The organism is Glutamicibacter soli (genome assembly GCF_052322135.1).
Taxonomy (GTDB): Bacteria; Actinomycetota; Actinomycetes; order Actinomycetales; family Micrococcaceae; genus Glutamicibacter; species Glutamicibacter soli.
Window position 1 is genome coordinate 183387 of record NZ_CM125969.1, and the last position, 13614, is coordinate 197000.

The window sequence follows — 13614 nt, forward strand, 5'->3', positions numbered from 1 at the left end:
AACATGAGCACGGCTACAACGCAAGAAAATCTGTATCTGCAGGACACTTATGCTTTTGAAGCCCAAGCGCAGGTGCTTGCCACCGGTGTCGACGAAGACGGAGCGTGGATCGCGCTCAGTCCGAACATCTTCCATCCGCGAGGCGGCGGTCAACCGGAGGACAGCGGGACGGTAAACGGGCACCCGGTCAGCGTGAGCCGCAAGCAGGACGGCCTGGTGATCCTCCACGGCGCACCGGAGCTGGAACCGGGCACGCAGGTGTTCAGCTCAATCGACAAGCAGCAGCGCCTGCTGAACGCGGCACTGCACACCGCAGGGCATGTCGTGGGTTTCGCGGGAGAAGACCGCGGCTGGCAGCACAAGGGCCATTCGCATTTTCCCGGACAGTCCCGTTTGGATTTCGACCCGGCCAGCGTGGACCTGCCCTTGGCGGATGACACGCAGCGTGCAGCCGCCAGGGACTGGCTGCAGGAACGCGTGGATGAATTGCTGTCCGGCGGCGGGGCCGTCATATGCACCATGGACGCCGACGGGCTGCGCACCGTGCGCATCGAGGGAATCAACGCCGAACCATGCGGTGGCACCCATGTCAGCCACGTGAGCGAACTGGCGGACGTGGTGATCAAGGAAGCCAAGGTCAAGCGCGGCGTTTACAAGGTCAGGTACGATGCCCGGCACGCGGAGTAGCCGGCTCACCCCCGCGACGAAGATGGGCCTGTCCATCGCCATTGCGACGGGTCTCTACGGAATCTCTTTCGGTGCGTTGTCCATCGCCGCGGGGCTGAACCTCTGGCAGACCGTTGCCCTGAGCGCGCTGATGTTCACCGGCGGTTCGCAATTCGCCTTCATCGGGGTGATCTCGGGCGGCGGCGCCGCGTCGGCAGCGTTCTCCGCCGCATCCCTGCTGGGCATCCGCAACGCCGTCTACGGGATGCAGATCAAGCAGGCGCTGCGTCCCCGGGGCAGGCATGTGCCATGGATGGCGCAGGTGACCATCGACGAATCCACCGCCGTCAGCTTGGGGCAGGCCGACGTAGACGAAAAACGCCGCGGGTTCTTCAGCGCCGGGGTCGGGGTGTACGTCCTGTGGAACTTCTTCACCATTGCCGGGGCGCTGCTCGGAGAACGCATGGGCGATCCCGCGGCCTGGGGGCTGGACGGGGCAGCGGTGGCTGCGTTCATCGGACTGCTGTGGCCGCGTTTGAAAGCCATGGAGCCGGTGCTCATCGCGCTGGCCGCTGCGGTGGTCACCGCGATCGCGGTTCCGCTGACGAGCCCGGGACTGCCGATCCTCATCACCGCCACCTGCGCCGCGGTCTATGCCCTGACGACCGGACGCCGGAGCAAGCCGGCAACCGAGCACGGAGAGCTGCAGAACGTCCAGGAGGACCGGGCATGAGCGAACTGAGCTGGTGGATCCTTGCAGCCTGCCTGACCGCCTATGCGATCAAGATCTGCGGTTACTTCGTACCGCGCAAGGTCCTGGACTCGCCGACGATGTCCCATGTCGCAGCCACCTTGACCATTGCACTGCTGGCCTCGTTGGTCACCGTGAATGCGTTCACCTCCGGCCAGGAGCTGGTGATCGATGCGCGCATCGGCGCGCTGGCCGCCGCCGTCGTCGCGCTGGTTTTCAAGGCCCCGTATCTGGTGGTGGTGATTGCCGGCGCACTGGCGGCGGTTCTGCTGCGGGCTACCGGATTGGCCGCCTGACACCCCGGCCCGGCCGAGGGGTGCCGTGCAGGCGGATCAATCCGGAGTCCGGGTGGTGCGCCAGTAGCTGTTGATGGCGATGCCCAGAGACACCAGCAGGCAGAGCCCGCCGAAAGCCGCGAACGCGCCGGATAGGCCGGCCAGCGCCGGGGTGATGGCCAAGGCGAAGGCCGCGATGGCCAAGAAAACCAGCAGGAGTATGGTGATCCGCTGCCTCCGCATGACCTGTTCTTCGTGTGTCATTTCCTGCCCCTTCCCGGTAGTTTCCACCGCAAACTGCAAGGAGTAGTGGCTTTGCCGAAGGAAGTGACGCAGTCACCGCATCCTTCTTTCACCATAACAGCGCGGGCGGCTTGCGGACAGGGCACCCGGATCTCTCGGCAGCGGCGCAACACGTTAGGAGTTTCCCCGTGTCCGGTGGGACAGTGGACTCATGATCGTAGCTTTCTCAGTTGCCCCCAGTACCGACAACCCCAACGGCTCCGTGCACGACGCGGTCGCCGAAGCCGTGAAGATCGTCCGGGAATCGGGTCTGCCCAACCGCACCAGCTCCATGTTCACCGAAATCGAGGGTGAATGGGACGAAGTCATGGACGTCGTCAAGCGGGCCACGTTCGCCGCTGGCCAGTTCGGATCCAGGGTGTCCCTGGTTCTGAAGGCGGACATCCGCCCCGGATACACCGGTGAGATCGACGGCAAGCTGGAGCGCCTGGAACGCGCCATCGACGCATCCGGGGCGTAGCCGGAGTGCCGGGGCAATTGCCCCGCCATCGCTCCACCCTGCCGCGGCTGTGCATGGGCAAGGTCATTGGCGTGACCCCTGCACTTCCTGGAGCATCAGGAGTACCCTGAACTCGACAGACCTGTACCGGCCGGTCCGGAAAGCCGCCCGCCGATCACCAGCTGATCTGCGAGGCGTTCTCGGGCGCGCCGGAGGGCTGGCTCCTGCGCGGTTCGCCCCAACGGGTGGCCGGTTCGCAGGGGCGGTGTGCTGCACCAGGCAGCCGGGAACGTGAGGAGAACCAGAGACGATGATCCACCATCTGGCAGACCGTGAGAGCCCTGCAGTCGATGACTACTTGAATGTAGCTCTCGGACTGGAAGTTCCGGAGCTGGAAGCCGGGCGAGAGCATGCCCGCAATGCCGGGTTGCCGCGCATCGAAGTGAGCACCGCGCAGGGCAAATTCCTGCAGCTCCTGGTGGAAATCTCCGGCGCAACCCGCGTCCTGGAAATTGGTACGCTCGGTGGCTACTCGACCAGCTGGCTGGCCCGGGGCGTCGGAGCCCGGGGCAAGGTGGTCTCCTGCGAATTCGAGCCGCTGCATGCATCCGTCGCGCGCGAGAACCTGGAGCGTGCGGGGCTGTCGGACCGGGTGGAGATCAAGCTCGGCGCCGCGCAGGGGACCCGGGAGCGGCTGATCGGCTCGCGCAGCGCGCCGTTCGACCTGATTTTCATCGACGCCGACAAACGGAACAATGTGGTGTACCTGGAGCGCGCTGTGAGACTGTCCCGCTCCGGAACCGTGCTGGTGCTCGACAACGTCATCAGGGCCGGGAAGATCCTCGACGATCCGGCGCAGCACGGGCTGCAGGAAGCGGATCTTCGAGGGGTGCAGGAGTCGCTGCGCTGGCTGCGTGACGAGCCGCGGGTTTCGGCCACGGCGCTGCAGACCGTCGGATCCAAGGGATGGGACGGTTTTGCGCTGGCCCGGGTGCTTTAGCTTCGCCGACTAGCTGCGCGAAGATTCGCGGACGTTCAGAAAGTAATTCTCGTCCGCCTCTTCATCGGCTCCCGGTTCGGCGAATGGCGGGGACTTCATGATCAGCAGGTAGGCGGCCAAGCCGCAGAGTAGGCCGACAGCCGCGCCGGCCCAGCCCGCATACTGGGTATCGCGCAGCAAGCCGCCGGCCGCCGGGCCAACGACCATGGGCGCGACATAAAAATAGGACCCCGACGAGGCAGGACCCCAGAAACGCTCCAGCTTGGCCAGGGTGCTGAATCCGATGACCAGGACCAGGCTTCCCAGCAGGATGACCCAGAAACTCGGGGACAGGCTGACCACCACGGTCAGGCTGGCGATCACTCCACCGGTCAGCGCGGCGAACGACTGGTTCCGATGCACGGACTGACCCCTTTTCCATCAATGAGCTGTAGTTATCCGGCCATCATTTCAAAAACCAGCTGCGACCGCAATCGTACTTAAGTAGGAGGGGTGGTGCGTTCCGGGGCTGGGCCGCCGCCCTGCCGTAGGGTTGGTAGCGTGCCTGAACTGAAAGATTATCGAATCCGCGCGGCAACCGCCGCGGATGTGCGCCCGGCGCTGGAAATGAAGCTGGCTGCCTGGCGGCAAGCCTACAGCGGGTTCCGCGGTGAGGAATTCTTCGCCTTCCACGAGGAACAGCTCGAGGCCCAAGTGGCCTGGTGGGAACGCGGGCTGGCCGGCGGCGCCCAGTTCTACATCGCCGAGGACGCCGAAGGGCGGATCATCGGACTGGCCGGCGGGACGCCGGTCATCGACGAGGACCAGGACGCCGGCGTCGAGATCGAGCTGGGCATGCTCTACATCCTGGCCGACTTCTACGGCTCCGGCCTGGGTGCCCACCTGCTCCAGGTGGTGCTGGGCCAGCGTCCGGCGCTGGTCTGGGTGCTGCAGGGCAACGAACGAGCCATCGCCTTCTACCGCAAGCACGGCTTCGAGCTCGACGGCGTCAGCGAGGAGCTCACCGGGTCGTGGAACGGGCTGACCGAGCTGAGGATGGTGCGCCGCAATGGCTAGGGACGCCGCGCCGACGCTCGTGGGAAGCTACCCGATCGACACCGGGCTGGCGGAGATCGAATCCGACCCCTACGGGGCCAACCGCTACATCCTCAAGGTCAACGGGGTGCCCTCCTCGCATGTGGACCTGGACGACCCGGGCTACCTGGACTTCGAGTACATGCGCTGGATGGAGCCGATCTTCCTGACGGGCTACCCGCCGGAGGACTACGACGGCCGCGCCCGCAAGCTGCGGGTGCTGCACCTGGGCGGCGGGGGCTGCTCGATGGCCCGCTGGGTCGCCTCGCGCTACGAGAACGCCCGCCAGGTCGTGGTGGAGCTGGATGCCAAGCTGGCCGAGCTGGTGCGCACCAACTTCCAGGTGCCGCGCGCCCCGCTGGTGCGCCTGCGCGTGGGGGATGCCGGGCAGGTGCTTCCCACGCTGAGCGAGGACAGCCGCGATATCATCATCCGCGACGTGTTCGCCGGCAGCACCACCCCGCGCCAGCTGACCACCGTAGGCTACGCCTGCCAGGCCCAGCGCGTGCTGGACGCGGGCGGGGTGTACATCCTGAATTGCGGCGACACCGCGGACCTGGCCGGGGCGCGGGCCGAGGCAGCCACGCTGCTGTCGGTGTTCAAGCACGTGGCGCTGATCGCCGATCCGCCCATGCTCAAGGGCCGGCGCTACGGGAACATCGTGTTCCTGGCCGGCGACGAGCCGCTGGCCCTGGGCCCGGCCTTCGAACGCAGCCTGCGCACCGCGCCGCTGCCCGCGCAGCTGGTGTCCGACTCGGCCGTCGCGCGGTTCGCCGGCTCCGCGGCACCCATCGAGGACTAGGCTTCCGGCAACCGGTCGCCGCGGCGGTAGCTGGATCCGTCGGCGGCGCGCAGCAGCAGGCCGTGGTCCACGAGGTAGCGGCGGATCAGCGCGGTATCCGGGTGGAATACCCGCAGCCGCTCGTTGAGCTGCTCCTCGCGCAGCTGCTCGTCCCCGTCGATGACCGCGTCGCGCAGGTACGCCATGACCTGCAGCCGGTCCGCCGGCTTGGCAGGCAGCGTGTGCAGCTTCGTGCCGGTGAAAAAGCGGTTGATGCCGCTGCGGTCGGCCTTGGCGGTTCCCGCCGCGGCCAGGGTGTCGGCCAGCAGCTGCTCGTTCAGCTCCCAGGTCCCGCCCGCCCCGAGGCGCAGCAAGCCGATCTGCTCCCAACGGGCCAGGTCCTTGGCCCTGCGGGCCCCTGCCGCTTCCTGCTCGGGGTCCTGCCCGGTGAGCACCTGGCCCAGCAGCTTGCGCATCGCCGGGTTCTTCAGCCCCGCCGCCACCTGGATCCAGGCTCCCGCCGGGGAAGTCCCCGGTGTTTCGTTGTGATCTGCCATGCCCCCATGCTAGCGAAGCGGCACGGGCCCGTCCGGGAACGGCGGCGGCCCGCCCCGAGGGAATCGGGACGGGCCGCCGCGCGTGGCTGGAAGGGGTATGCCTACTTGACCCCGGCCCAGTCCTCGATCAGTCCGATGCCGAAGAACAGCACGAAGGCGGTAGCCACAACCCACATCAGCGGGTGGATTTCCTTCGCGCGGCCCTGGGTGGCGCGGATGAAGACGTAGGAGATGAAGCCTGCGCCGATGCCGTTGGCAATGGAGTAGGTGAACGGCATCAGGGTGAAGGTCAGGAAGGCAGGCAGCGCTACGCCCCAGTCGTTCCACTCGATCTTGGTGATCTGGGTGATCATCATGAAACCGACAACCACCAGGGCCGGGGCCACTGCCTCGAATGGCACCAGGTAGATCAGCGGGCTGAGGAACATCGCCACGATCATCAGCAGGCCGGTGAAGACCGAGGCCAGGCCGGTGCGGGCGCCCTCGCCGATGCCGGCACCGGATTCGACGAAGATCTGTGCCGAGGAGCTGGAGGTGCCGCCGCCGACGATAGCGCCGGCCGCATCGACCAGCAGCACCTTGTCCACGTTGGGGATCTGGTCGTTCTCATCCACCAGGTCCGCCTCTGCGGCCAGGCCCACCATGGTGCCCATGGCGTCGAAGAAGATGGACAGCAGGATCACGAAGGCCAGCAGCGAGGCGGCCGTCGGGCCGATCTTGGCGAAGGCGCCGAACAGGCTCACCTCGCCGATCAGCGACAGGTCTGGCAGGTGCCAGTCGGGCAGCGAGGGAACCACCAGCGACCAGCCGTTGGTCTCGGACTCGCTGACGTGGAACACTGCCTCGAAGATGTTGGCGACGATCGCGGAGACGACGATGCCGATCAGGATCGCGCCCTTGACCTTGCGGACTACCAGGGTCATGGTAAGCAGCAGGCCGATGATGAAGACCAGGATCGGCCATCCCATCAGCTGGCCGTCGAAGCCCAGGCCCACCGGCACGGTGGTGTGCGCGGCATCCGGGACGCGCTGCACGAAGCCGGCGTTGACCAGGCCGATCAGGGCGATGAACATGCCGATGCCCACGACGATGGCGGTCTTCAGCCCCGCGGGGACCGCGTTGAACACCGCGGTTCTAAACCCGGTGAGCACCAGGATGAACATCACGATGCCGGCGATCACCACCAGACCCATGACGTCGGCCCAGGTCAGTTCCGGGTTGGTGGTCACGGTGATGGCCACGAACGCGTTCACGCCGAGGCCCGTGGCCATGGCGAACGGGCTGCGGGCCCAGATGCCCATGATGATGGTCAGGATGCCGGAGACCAAGGCGGTCACGGCGGCCACGCGCTGGATCCCCAGCTCGCCGCCGGAGGAGTCGGCGCCGGAGAGCACCAGCGGGTTGAGCACCACGATGTAGCTCATCGCGAAGAACGTGGCGATGCCACCGCGCAGTTCGGTGGAGAAGGTGGAGCGCCGCTCCGAAATCTTGAAGTAACGGTCAAGGCGTTCGCGCATACTACTGGCAGGCGCTGATTTTGTGGAGGAGGACATAGGAAAATTCTAGGTGCTTTCGGGCTCATTCCAATACCCAATTCGAATCTGAGTAGGCTCTGCGTGAAATCTTTAGATCCAACTCACATGATGGCGCACCAACGAAGTACATTGGGTGTAAGGGGCATCACGCCCACGTGAAACCGGAAGTAGTTGAGGAGCGGGTCTGATGAGTGACGAAGCACCAGTCGCAGCTGAAAAAATCGAAGGCATCGTGGTCGGCGTCGACGGATCGCAGCAGAGCAAGTGCGCACTGCGCTGGGCCGAACGCGAAGCGGTGCGCCGCGGAAGCGTGCTGAACATCGTTTCGGCCTACACCATCCCGGTTTTCGCCGCCTCCTCCATGGATGCGGGCTACTCGACCCTCGACGACGACCTGATCCGCGGCGGCGCCGAGGACATCGTGCGCCAGGCGCGCAAGGAGCTGGAAAACAGCGAGGCCACCATCCGCACCTACATCGAATCCGGCGACCCGTCGGGTGTGCTGCTGGACCTGAGCAAGGACGCCGAGCTCGTGGTGGTCGGCACCCGTGGCCGCGGCGGATTCGTGGGCCGGTTGCTCGGCTCGGTTTCCTCGGCCCTGCCGGCGCACGCCAAGTGCCCGACGGTGGTTGTTCCGCTGGCCGTGGCCAAGGAACAGGAAGGCGACGCAGCGGCTGCAGCCGCCGCGGCGCGCAAGTCGATCGTGGTCGGCGTCGACGGCTCGGACCGCGCCCGCGCCGCGGTGCTGGCCGCAGCGGACGCCGCCATAGCCAGCGACCTGACCCTTCGCCTGATCTGCGCGGTCGCCCCGGTGGGCGCCGCGCTGGCCTGGATGCCGGCGACGGTGGACCAGGAGGCGGTGCTCGAGGACGTGCGCTACCAGATGAGCGTCGGCGTGGCCTGGCTGTCCTCGCACTACCCGACCCTGAAGATCGAGACCGATGTAATCAGCGGCCCTCCGGTCGAGGTGCTGATCCGTGAATCCGAGCACGCGGTGCTGACCGTGACCGGTTCGCGCGGCCGCGGCGGCTTCGCCGGCATGCTGCTGGGCTCGACCTCCCAGGGCGTACTGCACCACTCCAAGGGCCCGGTCATGGTGGTTCCGGATTCCGACGACCCGCGCCTGGCGGACCGGAAGAACTTCGACACCCGCGCCAACGACTAGCATCCAGGCCGCCGCGCAAGCCTGACGTGCCCCCGGGGAGCGATCCCCGGGGGCACGCTGCTGTCTGCGCCGGAAAACAGCAGAGCACCCGCGGGGACTTCCCTGCGGGTGCTCTGCTGTGGCCTGCTCCTAGTAGCGGGCGGCCTTCGAGTGGAGGTTGTTCACCCAGCTGAGCGGGGTGACCGAGATGCCTGCATTCGGGTTGCGTGCGTGGACCACTTGGCCGTTGCCGATGTAGATGGCCACGTGGTAGAACGAGGATCCTCCGTTTGAGGAGGAGAACACCAGGTCGCCGGGGCGCAGGTTGTTCAGCGACACGTACTGCGGTGCAGCGAAGAACTGCTGGGTCGAAGTGCGCGGCAGGCTGATGCCCGACTTGCCAAATGCCCGCTGGGAGAAGCTGGAGCAATCGAAGGCGTTCGGGCCGTTGGCGCCGTAGACGTAGTACTTGCTGTTGTCACTGGCGGTATTCAGTGCCCAGGAAATTGCAGCGCCGTAGCTGCGTCCGCTGCTCTGGGGAGCAACTTCCTGCTCCTGCTTGGGAGCTTCGGTCTTCTGCGGCTTCGGCTTCGGCTTGGGCTTCGGGGTTTCCTTCGGCTTTTCGGTGGCCTTGGGGGTTTCTTTCGGCTTCTGCGTTGCCTTCGGGGTTTCCTTCGGCTTTTCGGTGGCCTTCGGGGTTTCCTTCGGCTTCTGGGTTTCCTCGGCCTTTGGAGTCTCGGCAGGCTTCTGGGTTTCTTCGACCTGCGGGGTTTCGGTCTTCTGCGGCTTCGGAGCGCTCTCCGGCTCAGGAGCCAAGGTCGGAGTGACGGTATCCACTTCGTCCAGCGGCTGCGCTTCAGGCTTTGGCTTCACGGTTGGCTCGGCGGTCGACTCGTCGACTTCCAGTTCCTGCGGCGCATCCACGGCCAGCGGCTGGATCGTGCCGGTCTGGCTTGGCTTGACGACCGGTTCGTCGTCGGCGCTGAGGGTTTCCTGCAGGGCGGTTTCGCGTTCCGCCTCTTCCTGCTTTTCGACCTGCTTGCGGACCTCGGCTTCTTCCTGGTCCTTCAGGCTTGCCAGGTTGCTGATCAGCTCGTCGCGCAGGTCCTGCTCTGGCTTGATGGCGGCCTGGTAGGTGGCCAAGGTGCTGTTGGCGGTCGACGCGGAGGCATCGTAGTTCGCCGCGGCTTCTTTCGCTGCGCTTTGCGCGGCGTCTGCGTAGGATTCCCAGGAAGAGACCAGAGCCTCGGCCTCGGTGGCCGAATTGACCGACTGGACCTGCTGCTGGCTCAGGGTGTCAATGGTGGCGGCCTTGTAGAAAAGGTCGTTCGAGTCGTCGCTGTTCAACAGGATGCCGAGCGTGGAGTTGCCGGCGCCGTTGCGGTAGATGTCCGAAGCGATGGCGCCCAGATCGGTCTGGCTCTGTTTGAGGTACTGCTTGGCATACTCCAGCTGCTTGACGGCCTTTTCGGCGTCGGCGGTGCGCAGATCGCGCTCCTCGCCTGCGGTCAGCAGCGACTCCTGGGCCTCGGCGGCCGCCGTTTCGGCCTGGAGCAACTCGGCACGGCTGGAGGCCAGCGAAGCTTCCAGGCGCGCGATCATCGCATTGGTGGAGTCCTTGTCCTTCTTGGCTGCCTCGATCTCCGCTGCACTAGGCAGGCCGGAAACCGAACGCTCGGCTGCGATCGACACGGTGGTCGGGAATGACGTAGTGGTTGCTGCTGAAGCGGGTGCTGCTCCGGCAAGGCAGGTAACTGCCAATGCAAGAGTGCTCGCTGCAACGCCGAGCGTGTGGCGGTAAGCCATATCGTTCCTCACTGATTCCAAGAGATGACATTGGGGCAGTTTCAATCCGTGATCATCCAACGGGGTTAGGTCACGATTTGGATAAGCCCCAAATAGCACACTATGCCAACATCGGTACCGTTCGCAACAGTAGTCACACCAGTCACACGAATTACATTGACGGAATTATGAGACTGAAAATGCCTGTGATGTGGAGCGACGTGAAAACGGGGGCTGGGTTCGCGGCCGATGGAAACTCTCGAAGATCACCGGTCCCCTTTCCCAGTTCGTGGTTAACGGGGCCATCGAGTGACGAAAATGTAACGGTCGATCACTGCCGACCGCGACACCGATTTTTTGACCTCTTAAACGTGCGGGCGAAATCCGCCGCGTGACCCGGTTGCGGCGCTCCGCTGACTGCGCGATGAGCCGGGCACGGACCGGGTGACTTGCAAACACAGAAGGGGTTTCTCTGTGAGGTCGGACACCGCCGCTGGGGCAGGTGGCTGCAATCTCACCGTATTTTGTGACGCACATCTCAGAAAGACTTTTTCGGGAAATGCGCTCATGACCACCCTAATTCGTGCAGTCTGGCGTCGTCGATGCCGAAGTGGTGGGCTACTTCGTGCATGACCGTAATCTTGATTTCGCGGACAACATCCTCTCGATTTTCGCAGGCCCGAAGCGTGGGATTTTTGAAGATGGTGATGCGGTCGGGAAGGGCTCCAGCCTCCCATCCCTGATCTCGTTCGGTCAGTGCCACTCCGTCGTAAATCCCCAGAATCTCGGTGTTTTCCGGCTCTCCGGGGAGTGGCTCGTACTCGTCTTCAATAAAGAAAACGACGTTATCCATCATGTCCAGGGCCTGCTGCGGAATGGCGTCAATAGCCTCCTGAGCCAGGGCGTCGAACTCGTCGTCGGGCATCTGTAGATCCATGCCTCCAGCCTAGGTCGACGACCCGCTTTTGGGGTGGTTCGAGAGGTTGCGAATGCCGATTTTGCGAAAACAAAAAAGCCCACGTATAGTTATTGGAGTCCGCAGCGGAGACGAAAGAAACCGCAGCTGATATAGGCCCCCATCGTCTAGCGGCCTAGGACACTGCCCTTTCACGGCAGCGGCACGGGTTCGAATCCCGTTGGGGGTACAAACAGCCACTTTGTGGTTGTCAGATGGAGAAATCCATCGGCTTGCGAAAGCAAGGCCCTGTAGCGCAGTTGGTTAGCGCGCCGCCCTGTCACGGCGGAGGTCGCGGGTTCAAGTCCCGTCAGGGTCGCTCAATTTACTAGCAATAGTAAATTAGGTGTCCAAATATTGTGACGCCAGGCTCTGTAGCTCAGTTGGTAGAGCGTTCGACTGAAAATCGAAAGGTCACCGGATCGACGCCGGTCGGAGCCACGCAGGCCCTCGGGTAACCGAGGGTTTTACTGTGTGAATTGGGATTATCCCAAAACACCAGGCCCTGTAGCGCAGTTGGTTAGCGCGCCGCCCTGTCACGGCGGAGGTCGCGGGTTCAAGTCCCGTCAGGGTCGCAGTACATGAAAGCTCCAGTTCAAGCGAACTGGAGCTTTTCCCTTTCCCGGAACGGGCCCGGTTTCGCTTGGGTCCGGTTAGTTGGCCCGGCCCAGCTGGCGCGGGCCGATCCATCGATTGCTCAGGCGCCGGTAGGCCGCCGCGGCCATGGTCATGTCGCCGTCCTCCAGGGCCTGGATTCCGTGCATCAGGTCGTTCACGGATTCATCGGGCCAAACGATGTCCGCAAGCAGCCCGTAATCCAGCTCGATCACCGACTGCGGGTCGAAGGATTCAAGCCAGCCGCCCAGTGACCCCAGTTCTTCGAACAGCGGTGCCTGCGGCGCGTGGGTAGCCATGGTCTGCACCGCCCAGGCCAGGCGCTCGATGGCCTGCTCAAGCGGAACCAGCAACCGAACTGTCCGCAGCCGCTCCCCGACGTAGAGGACCTCGCACTCGTCGTCATCGCGGAACAGCGAGAACCAGCTCAGCGGGATGCCCCAGGTGGAGGTCCGGGTGTGCAGGTGCGTCAGGTCAGCGGCAAGCTTGTCCGTGTCCACGCGCTGCCCGTTCGCGCGGCGGGCGGCCGGCGGGATCAGCAGATCGAAAACTTCGGCGCGCATGGCTTCCTCCGCCTGCTCCGCGGCCAGCAGGCTCCGGGCCTGGATCTGCGAGGGGCAGTACCGGGTATGCTCGGCGCCCTGGTAGTCGAGGATCTTGACGGTGCGGAAGGTTTCCTGCTCGGTGTGGGGGAACGGGTCGGAGACGCCGCGCAGGGTTCGCTCCCACAGCTGCTGGTTCTCCAGCACGTCGAGCTGGTCCGCGCTGCGCCCGGGGGTGTTGATGATAATGGACTGGGCCCAGTCCTCGAACGCGGACAGCGGTTCGTAGACACGCAGGTGCGCGGTCGCTGCCGTCAGGTCGTACAGGGGCCCAGTCATCTTCATTCCCCTAATCTATCCGTCCAGCTCCACAATTACCGGCGCATGGTCGCTCGCGCCCTTGCCTTTGCGCTCTTCGCGATCAATGCTCGCGCCGGTGACCCGCGCGGTGAGGGCCGGCGAGGTCAACGAGAAATCGATGCGCATGCCTTCGCCCTTGGGGAAGCGCAGCTGGGTGTAGTCCCAGTAGGTGAACTGGCCTTCGGTGTGCGGGCGGACGACATCGGTGAATCCGGCGTCCTCGAAGGCCGCGAAGGCCGCGCGTTCGGGAGCAGAAACGTGGGTCAGCTCGTTTTCCAGGAAGAAGTTGATGTCCCAGACATCTTCGTCCTTCGGGGCGATGTTCCAGTCGCCCATGAGCGCAATCTGCGCCTGCGGATCGGCTTCCAGCCAGCCGACGGTGTCCTGCTTGAGCGCGTCGAGCCAGCTGAGCTTGTAACCCATGTGCTCGTCATCCAGGGCGCGGCCGTTGGGGACGTAGAGGCTCCAGATGCGCACACCGCCGCACGTCGCGCCGATGGCACGCGGCTCTAGAATCGGGTTCTTGCCGCCCTTGCCGAATTCCGGCTGCCCGGCGAAACCGCGCTGCACGTCGTCCAGACCGACGCGCGAGGCAATGGCCACGCCGTTCCACTGGTTCACGCCGCAATGCGCGACTTCGTAGTCGTTGTTCTCGAACAATTCCCACGGGAAATTGTCGTCCTTGCATTTCGTTTCCTGGATGGCCAGGACATCCACGTCGGTGCGGCGCAGCCAGTCCTCAACACGGTCGGCTCGGGCACGCAGCGAATTTACATTCCAAGTCGCAATCTTCACTTCTTCAACCTATCAAGTTTGACCGAGCGAGCCACTT

At 64.7% G+C, this 13614-nt stretch carries 16 protein-coding genes and 4 tRNA genes; 12 read left to right on the forward strand and 8 right to left on the reverse strand.

Features of this window, described 5'->3' with window-relative positions; all coding sequences use genetic code 11:
* The first annotated feature begins 3 nt into the window (after nt 1–3).
* From ACTX90_RS00890 to ACTX90_RS00900, 3 genes are read left to right on the forward strand one after another with little or no spacing between them, the layout of a single operon-like run.
* Entirely contained in the window at nt 4–687 is a 684-nt protein-coding gene (locus ACTX90_RS00890; protein ID WP_443442717.1) for an alanyl-tRNA editing protein, read from the forward strand.
* Complete coding sequence (locus ACTX90_RS00895) at nt 668–1399, forward strand: AzlC family ABC transporter permease (protein ID WP_047118191.1); 732 nt, start codon at nt 668–670, stop codon at nt 1397–1399. The genes ACTX90_RS00890 and ACTX90_RS00895 overlap by 20 nt, the downstream gene beginning before the upstream one ends.
* The gene (locus tag ACTX90_RS00900; RefSeq protein ID WP_047118190.1) at nt 1396–1713 is read left to right on the forward strand and encodes an AzlD domain-containing protein; all 318 of its coding nucleotides are present in this window, start codon (nt 1396–1398) and stop codon (nt 1711–1713) included. Before ACTX90_RS00895 ends, ACTX90_RS00900 begins: the two co-directional genes overlap by 4 nt.
* A gap of 36 nt (nt 1714–1749) precedes the next feature.
* Here the strand turns inward: ACTX90_RS00900 and ACTX90_RS00905 are convergent, their stop codons facing one another.
* Nucleotides 1750–1956, reverse strand: coding sequence for a hypothetical protein (locus ACTX90_RS00905; protein WP_047118189.1), 207 nt, complete (start codon nt 1954–1956; stop codon nt 1750–1752).
* A 190-nt stretch (nt 1957–2146) separates the two neighbouring features.
* Between ACTX90_RS00905 and ACTX90_RS00910 the strand changes: the two genes are divergently transcribed.
* Nucleotides 2147–2455: a thiamine-binding protein gene (locus ACTX90_RS00910; protein WP_047118188.1), complete on the forward strand. Its 309-nt coding sequence runs from the start codon at nt 2147–2149 to the stop codon at nt 2453–2455.
* A 289-nt stretch (nt 2456–2744) separates the two neighbouring features.
* Complete coding sequence (locus ACTX90_RS00915; protein WP_443442720.1) at nt 2745–3434, forward strand: O-methyltransferase; 690 nt, start codon at nt 2745–2747, stop codon at nt 3432–3434.
* A gap of 9 nt (nt 3435–3443) precedes the next feature.
* On the opposite strand, the gene ACTX90_RS00920 is transcribed toward ACTX90_RS00915, so the two are convergent.
* Nucleotides 3444–3836, reverse strand: coding sequence for a hypothetical protein (locus tag ACTX90_RS00920; protein WP_047118187.1), 393 nt, complete (start codon nt 3834–3836; stop codon nt 3444–3446).
* Between the two features lie 138 nt (nt 3837–3974).
* On the opposite strand from ACTX90_RS00920, the gene ACTX90_RS00925 reads away from it, so the two are divergent.
* Together ACTX90_RS00925 and ACTX90_RS00930 are read left to right on the forward strand one after the other, a co-directional pair.
* Entirely contained in the window at nt 3975–4490 is a 516-nt protein-coding gene (locus ACTX90_RS00925; protein WP_047118186.1) for a GNAT family N-acetyltransferase, read from the forward strand.
* The gene (locus tag ACTX90_RS00930) at nt 4483–5310 is read left to right on the forward strand and encodes a spermidine synthase (RefSeq protein ID WP_443442722.1); all 828 of its coding nucleotides are present in this window, start codon (nt 4483–4485) and stop codon (nt 5308–5310) included. The genes ACTX90_RS00925 and ACTX90_RS00930 overlap by 8 nt, the downstream gene beginning before the upstream one ends.
* Here ACTX90_RS00930 and ACTX90_RS00935 read toward each other — a convergent pair.
* Nucleotides 5307–5846: a DUF2087 domain-containing protein gene (locus ACTX90_RS00935; RefSeq protein ID WP_082636919.1), complete on the reverse strand. Its 540-nt coding sequence runs from the start codon at nt 5844–5846 to the stop codon at nt 5307–5309. The genes ACTX90_RS00930 and ACTX90_RS00935 overlap by 4 nt on opposite strands.
* A 101-nt stretch (nt 5847–5947) precedes the next feature.
* A complete protein-coding gene (locus tag ACTX90_RS00940; RefSeq protein ID WP_181728130.1) occupies nt 5948–7399 on the reverse strand; it encodes an NCS2 family permease in 1452 nt (483 codons plus the stop codon).
* Between the two features lie 169 nt (nt 7400–7568).
* Here ACTX90_RS00940 and ACTX90_RS00945 point away from each other — a divergent pair, with 169 nt between their 5' ends.
* Entirely contained in the window at nt 7569–8546 is a 978-nt protein-coding gene (locus tag ACTX90_RS00945) for a universal stress protein (protein ID WP_113607556.1), read from the forward strand.
* Between the two features lie 129 nt (nt 8547–8675).
* On the opposite strand, the gene ACTX90_RS00950 is transcribed toward ACTX90_RS00945, so the two are convergent.
* Both ACTX90_RS00950 and ACTX90_RS00955 read right to left on the reverse strand, forming a co-directional pair.
* Nucleotides 8676–10331 carry a C40 family peptidase gene (locus ACTX90_RS00950; RefSeq protein ID WP_443442725.1) on the reverse strand — a complete coding sequence of 552 codons (1656 nt, stop codon included), beginning with the start codon at nt 10329–10331 and terminating at the stop codon, nt 8676–8678.
* Nucleotides 10332–10875: 544 nt separating this feature from the next.
* Nucleotides 10876–11247: a metallopeptidase family protein gene (locus tag ACTX90_RS00955; protein ID WP_443442727.1), complete on the reverse strand. Its 372-nt coding sequence runs from the start codon at nt 11245–11247 to the stop codon at nt 10876–10878.
* Nucleotides 11248–11382: 135 nt separating this feature from the next.
* On the opposite strand from ACTX90_RS00955, the gene ACTX90_RS00960 reads away from it, so the two are divergent.
* The 4 genes from ACTX90_RS00960 to ACTX90_RS00975 all read left to right on the forward strand — a co-directional run bounded on the left by ACTX90_RS00960 (nt 11383) and on the right by ACTX90_RS00975 (nt 11840).
* Nucleotides 11383–11455, forward strand: a tRNA-Glu gene (locus tag ACTX90_RS00960).
* 55 nt (nt 11456–11510) lie between these two features.
* Nucleotides 11511–11584: transfer RNA gene (locus ACTX90_RS00965), tRNA-Asp, on the forward strand.
* Between the two features lie 49 nt (nt 11585–11633).
* Nucleotides 11634–11706 (forward strand) — tRNA-Phe (locus tag ACTX90_RS00970).
* A 60-nt stretch (nt 11707–11766) separates the two neighbouring features.
* A tRNA-Asp gene (locus tag ACTX90_RS00975) sits at nt 11767–11840 on the forward strand.
* Nucleotides 11841–11918: 78 nt separating this feature from the next.
* Here ACTX90_RS00975 and ACTX90_RS00980 read toward each other — a convergent pair.
* Nucleotides 11919–12761 carry a DUF8083 family protein gene (locus ACTX90_RS00980; protein WP_047118250.1) on the reverse strand — a complete coding sequence of 281 codons (843 nt, stop codon included), beginning with the start codon at nt 12759–12761 and terminating at the stop codon, nt 11919–11921.
* Between the two features lie 15 nt (nt 12762–12776).
* Complete coding sequence (locus tag ACTX90_RS00985; RefSeq protein ID WP_053797186.1) at nt 12777–13577, reverse strand: exodeoxyribonuclease III; 801 nt, start codon at nt 13575–13577, stop codon at nt 12777–12779.
* Nucleotides 13578–13614 lie beyond the last annotated feature (37 nt).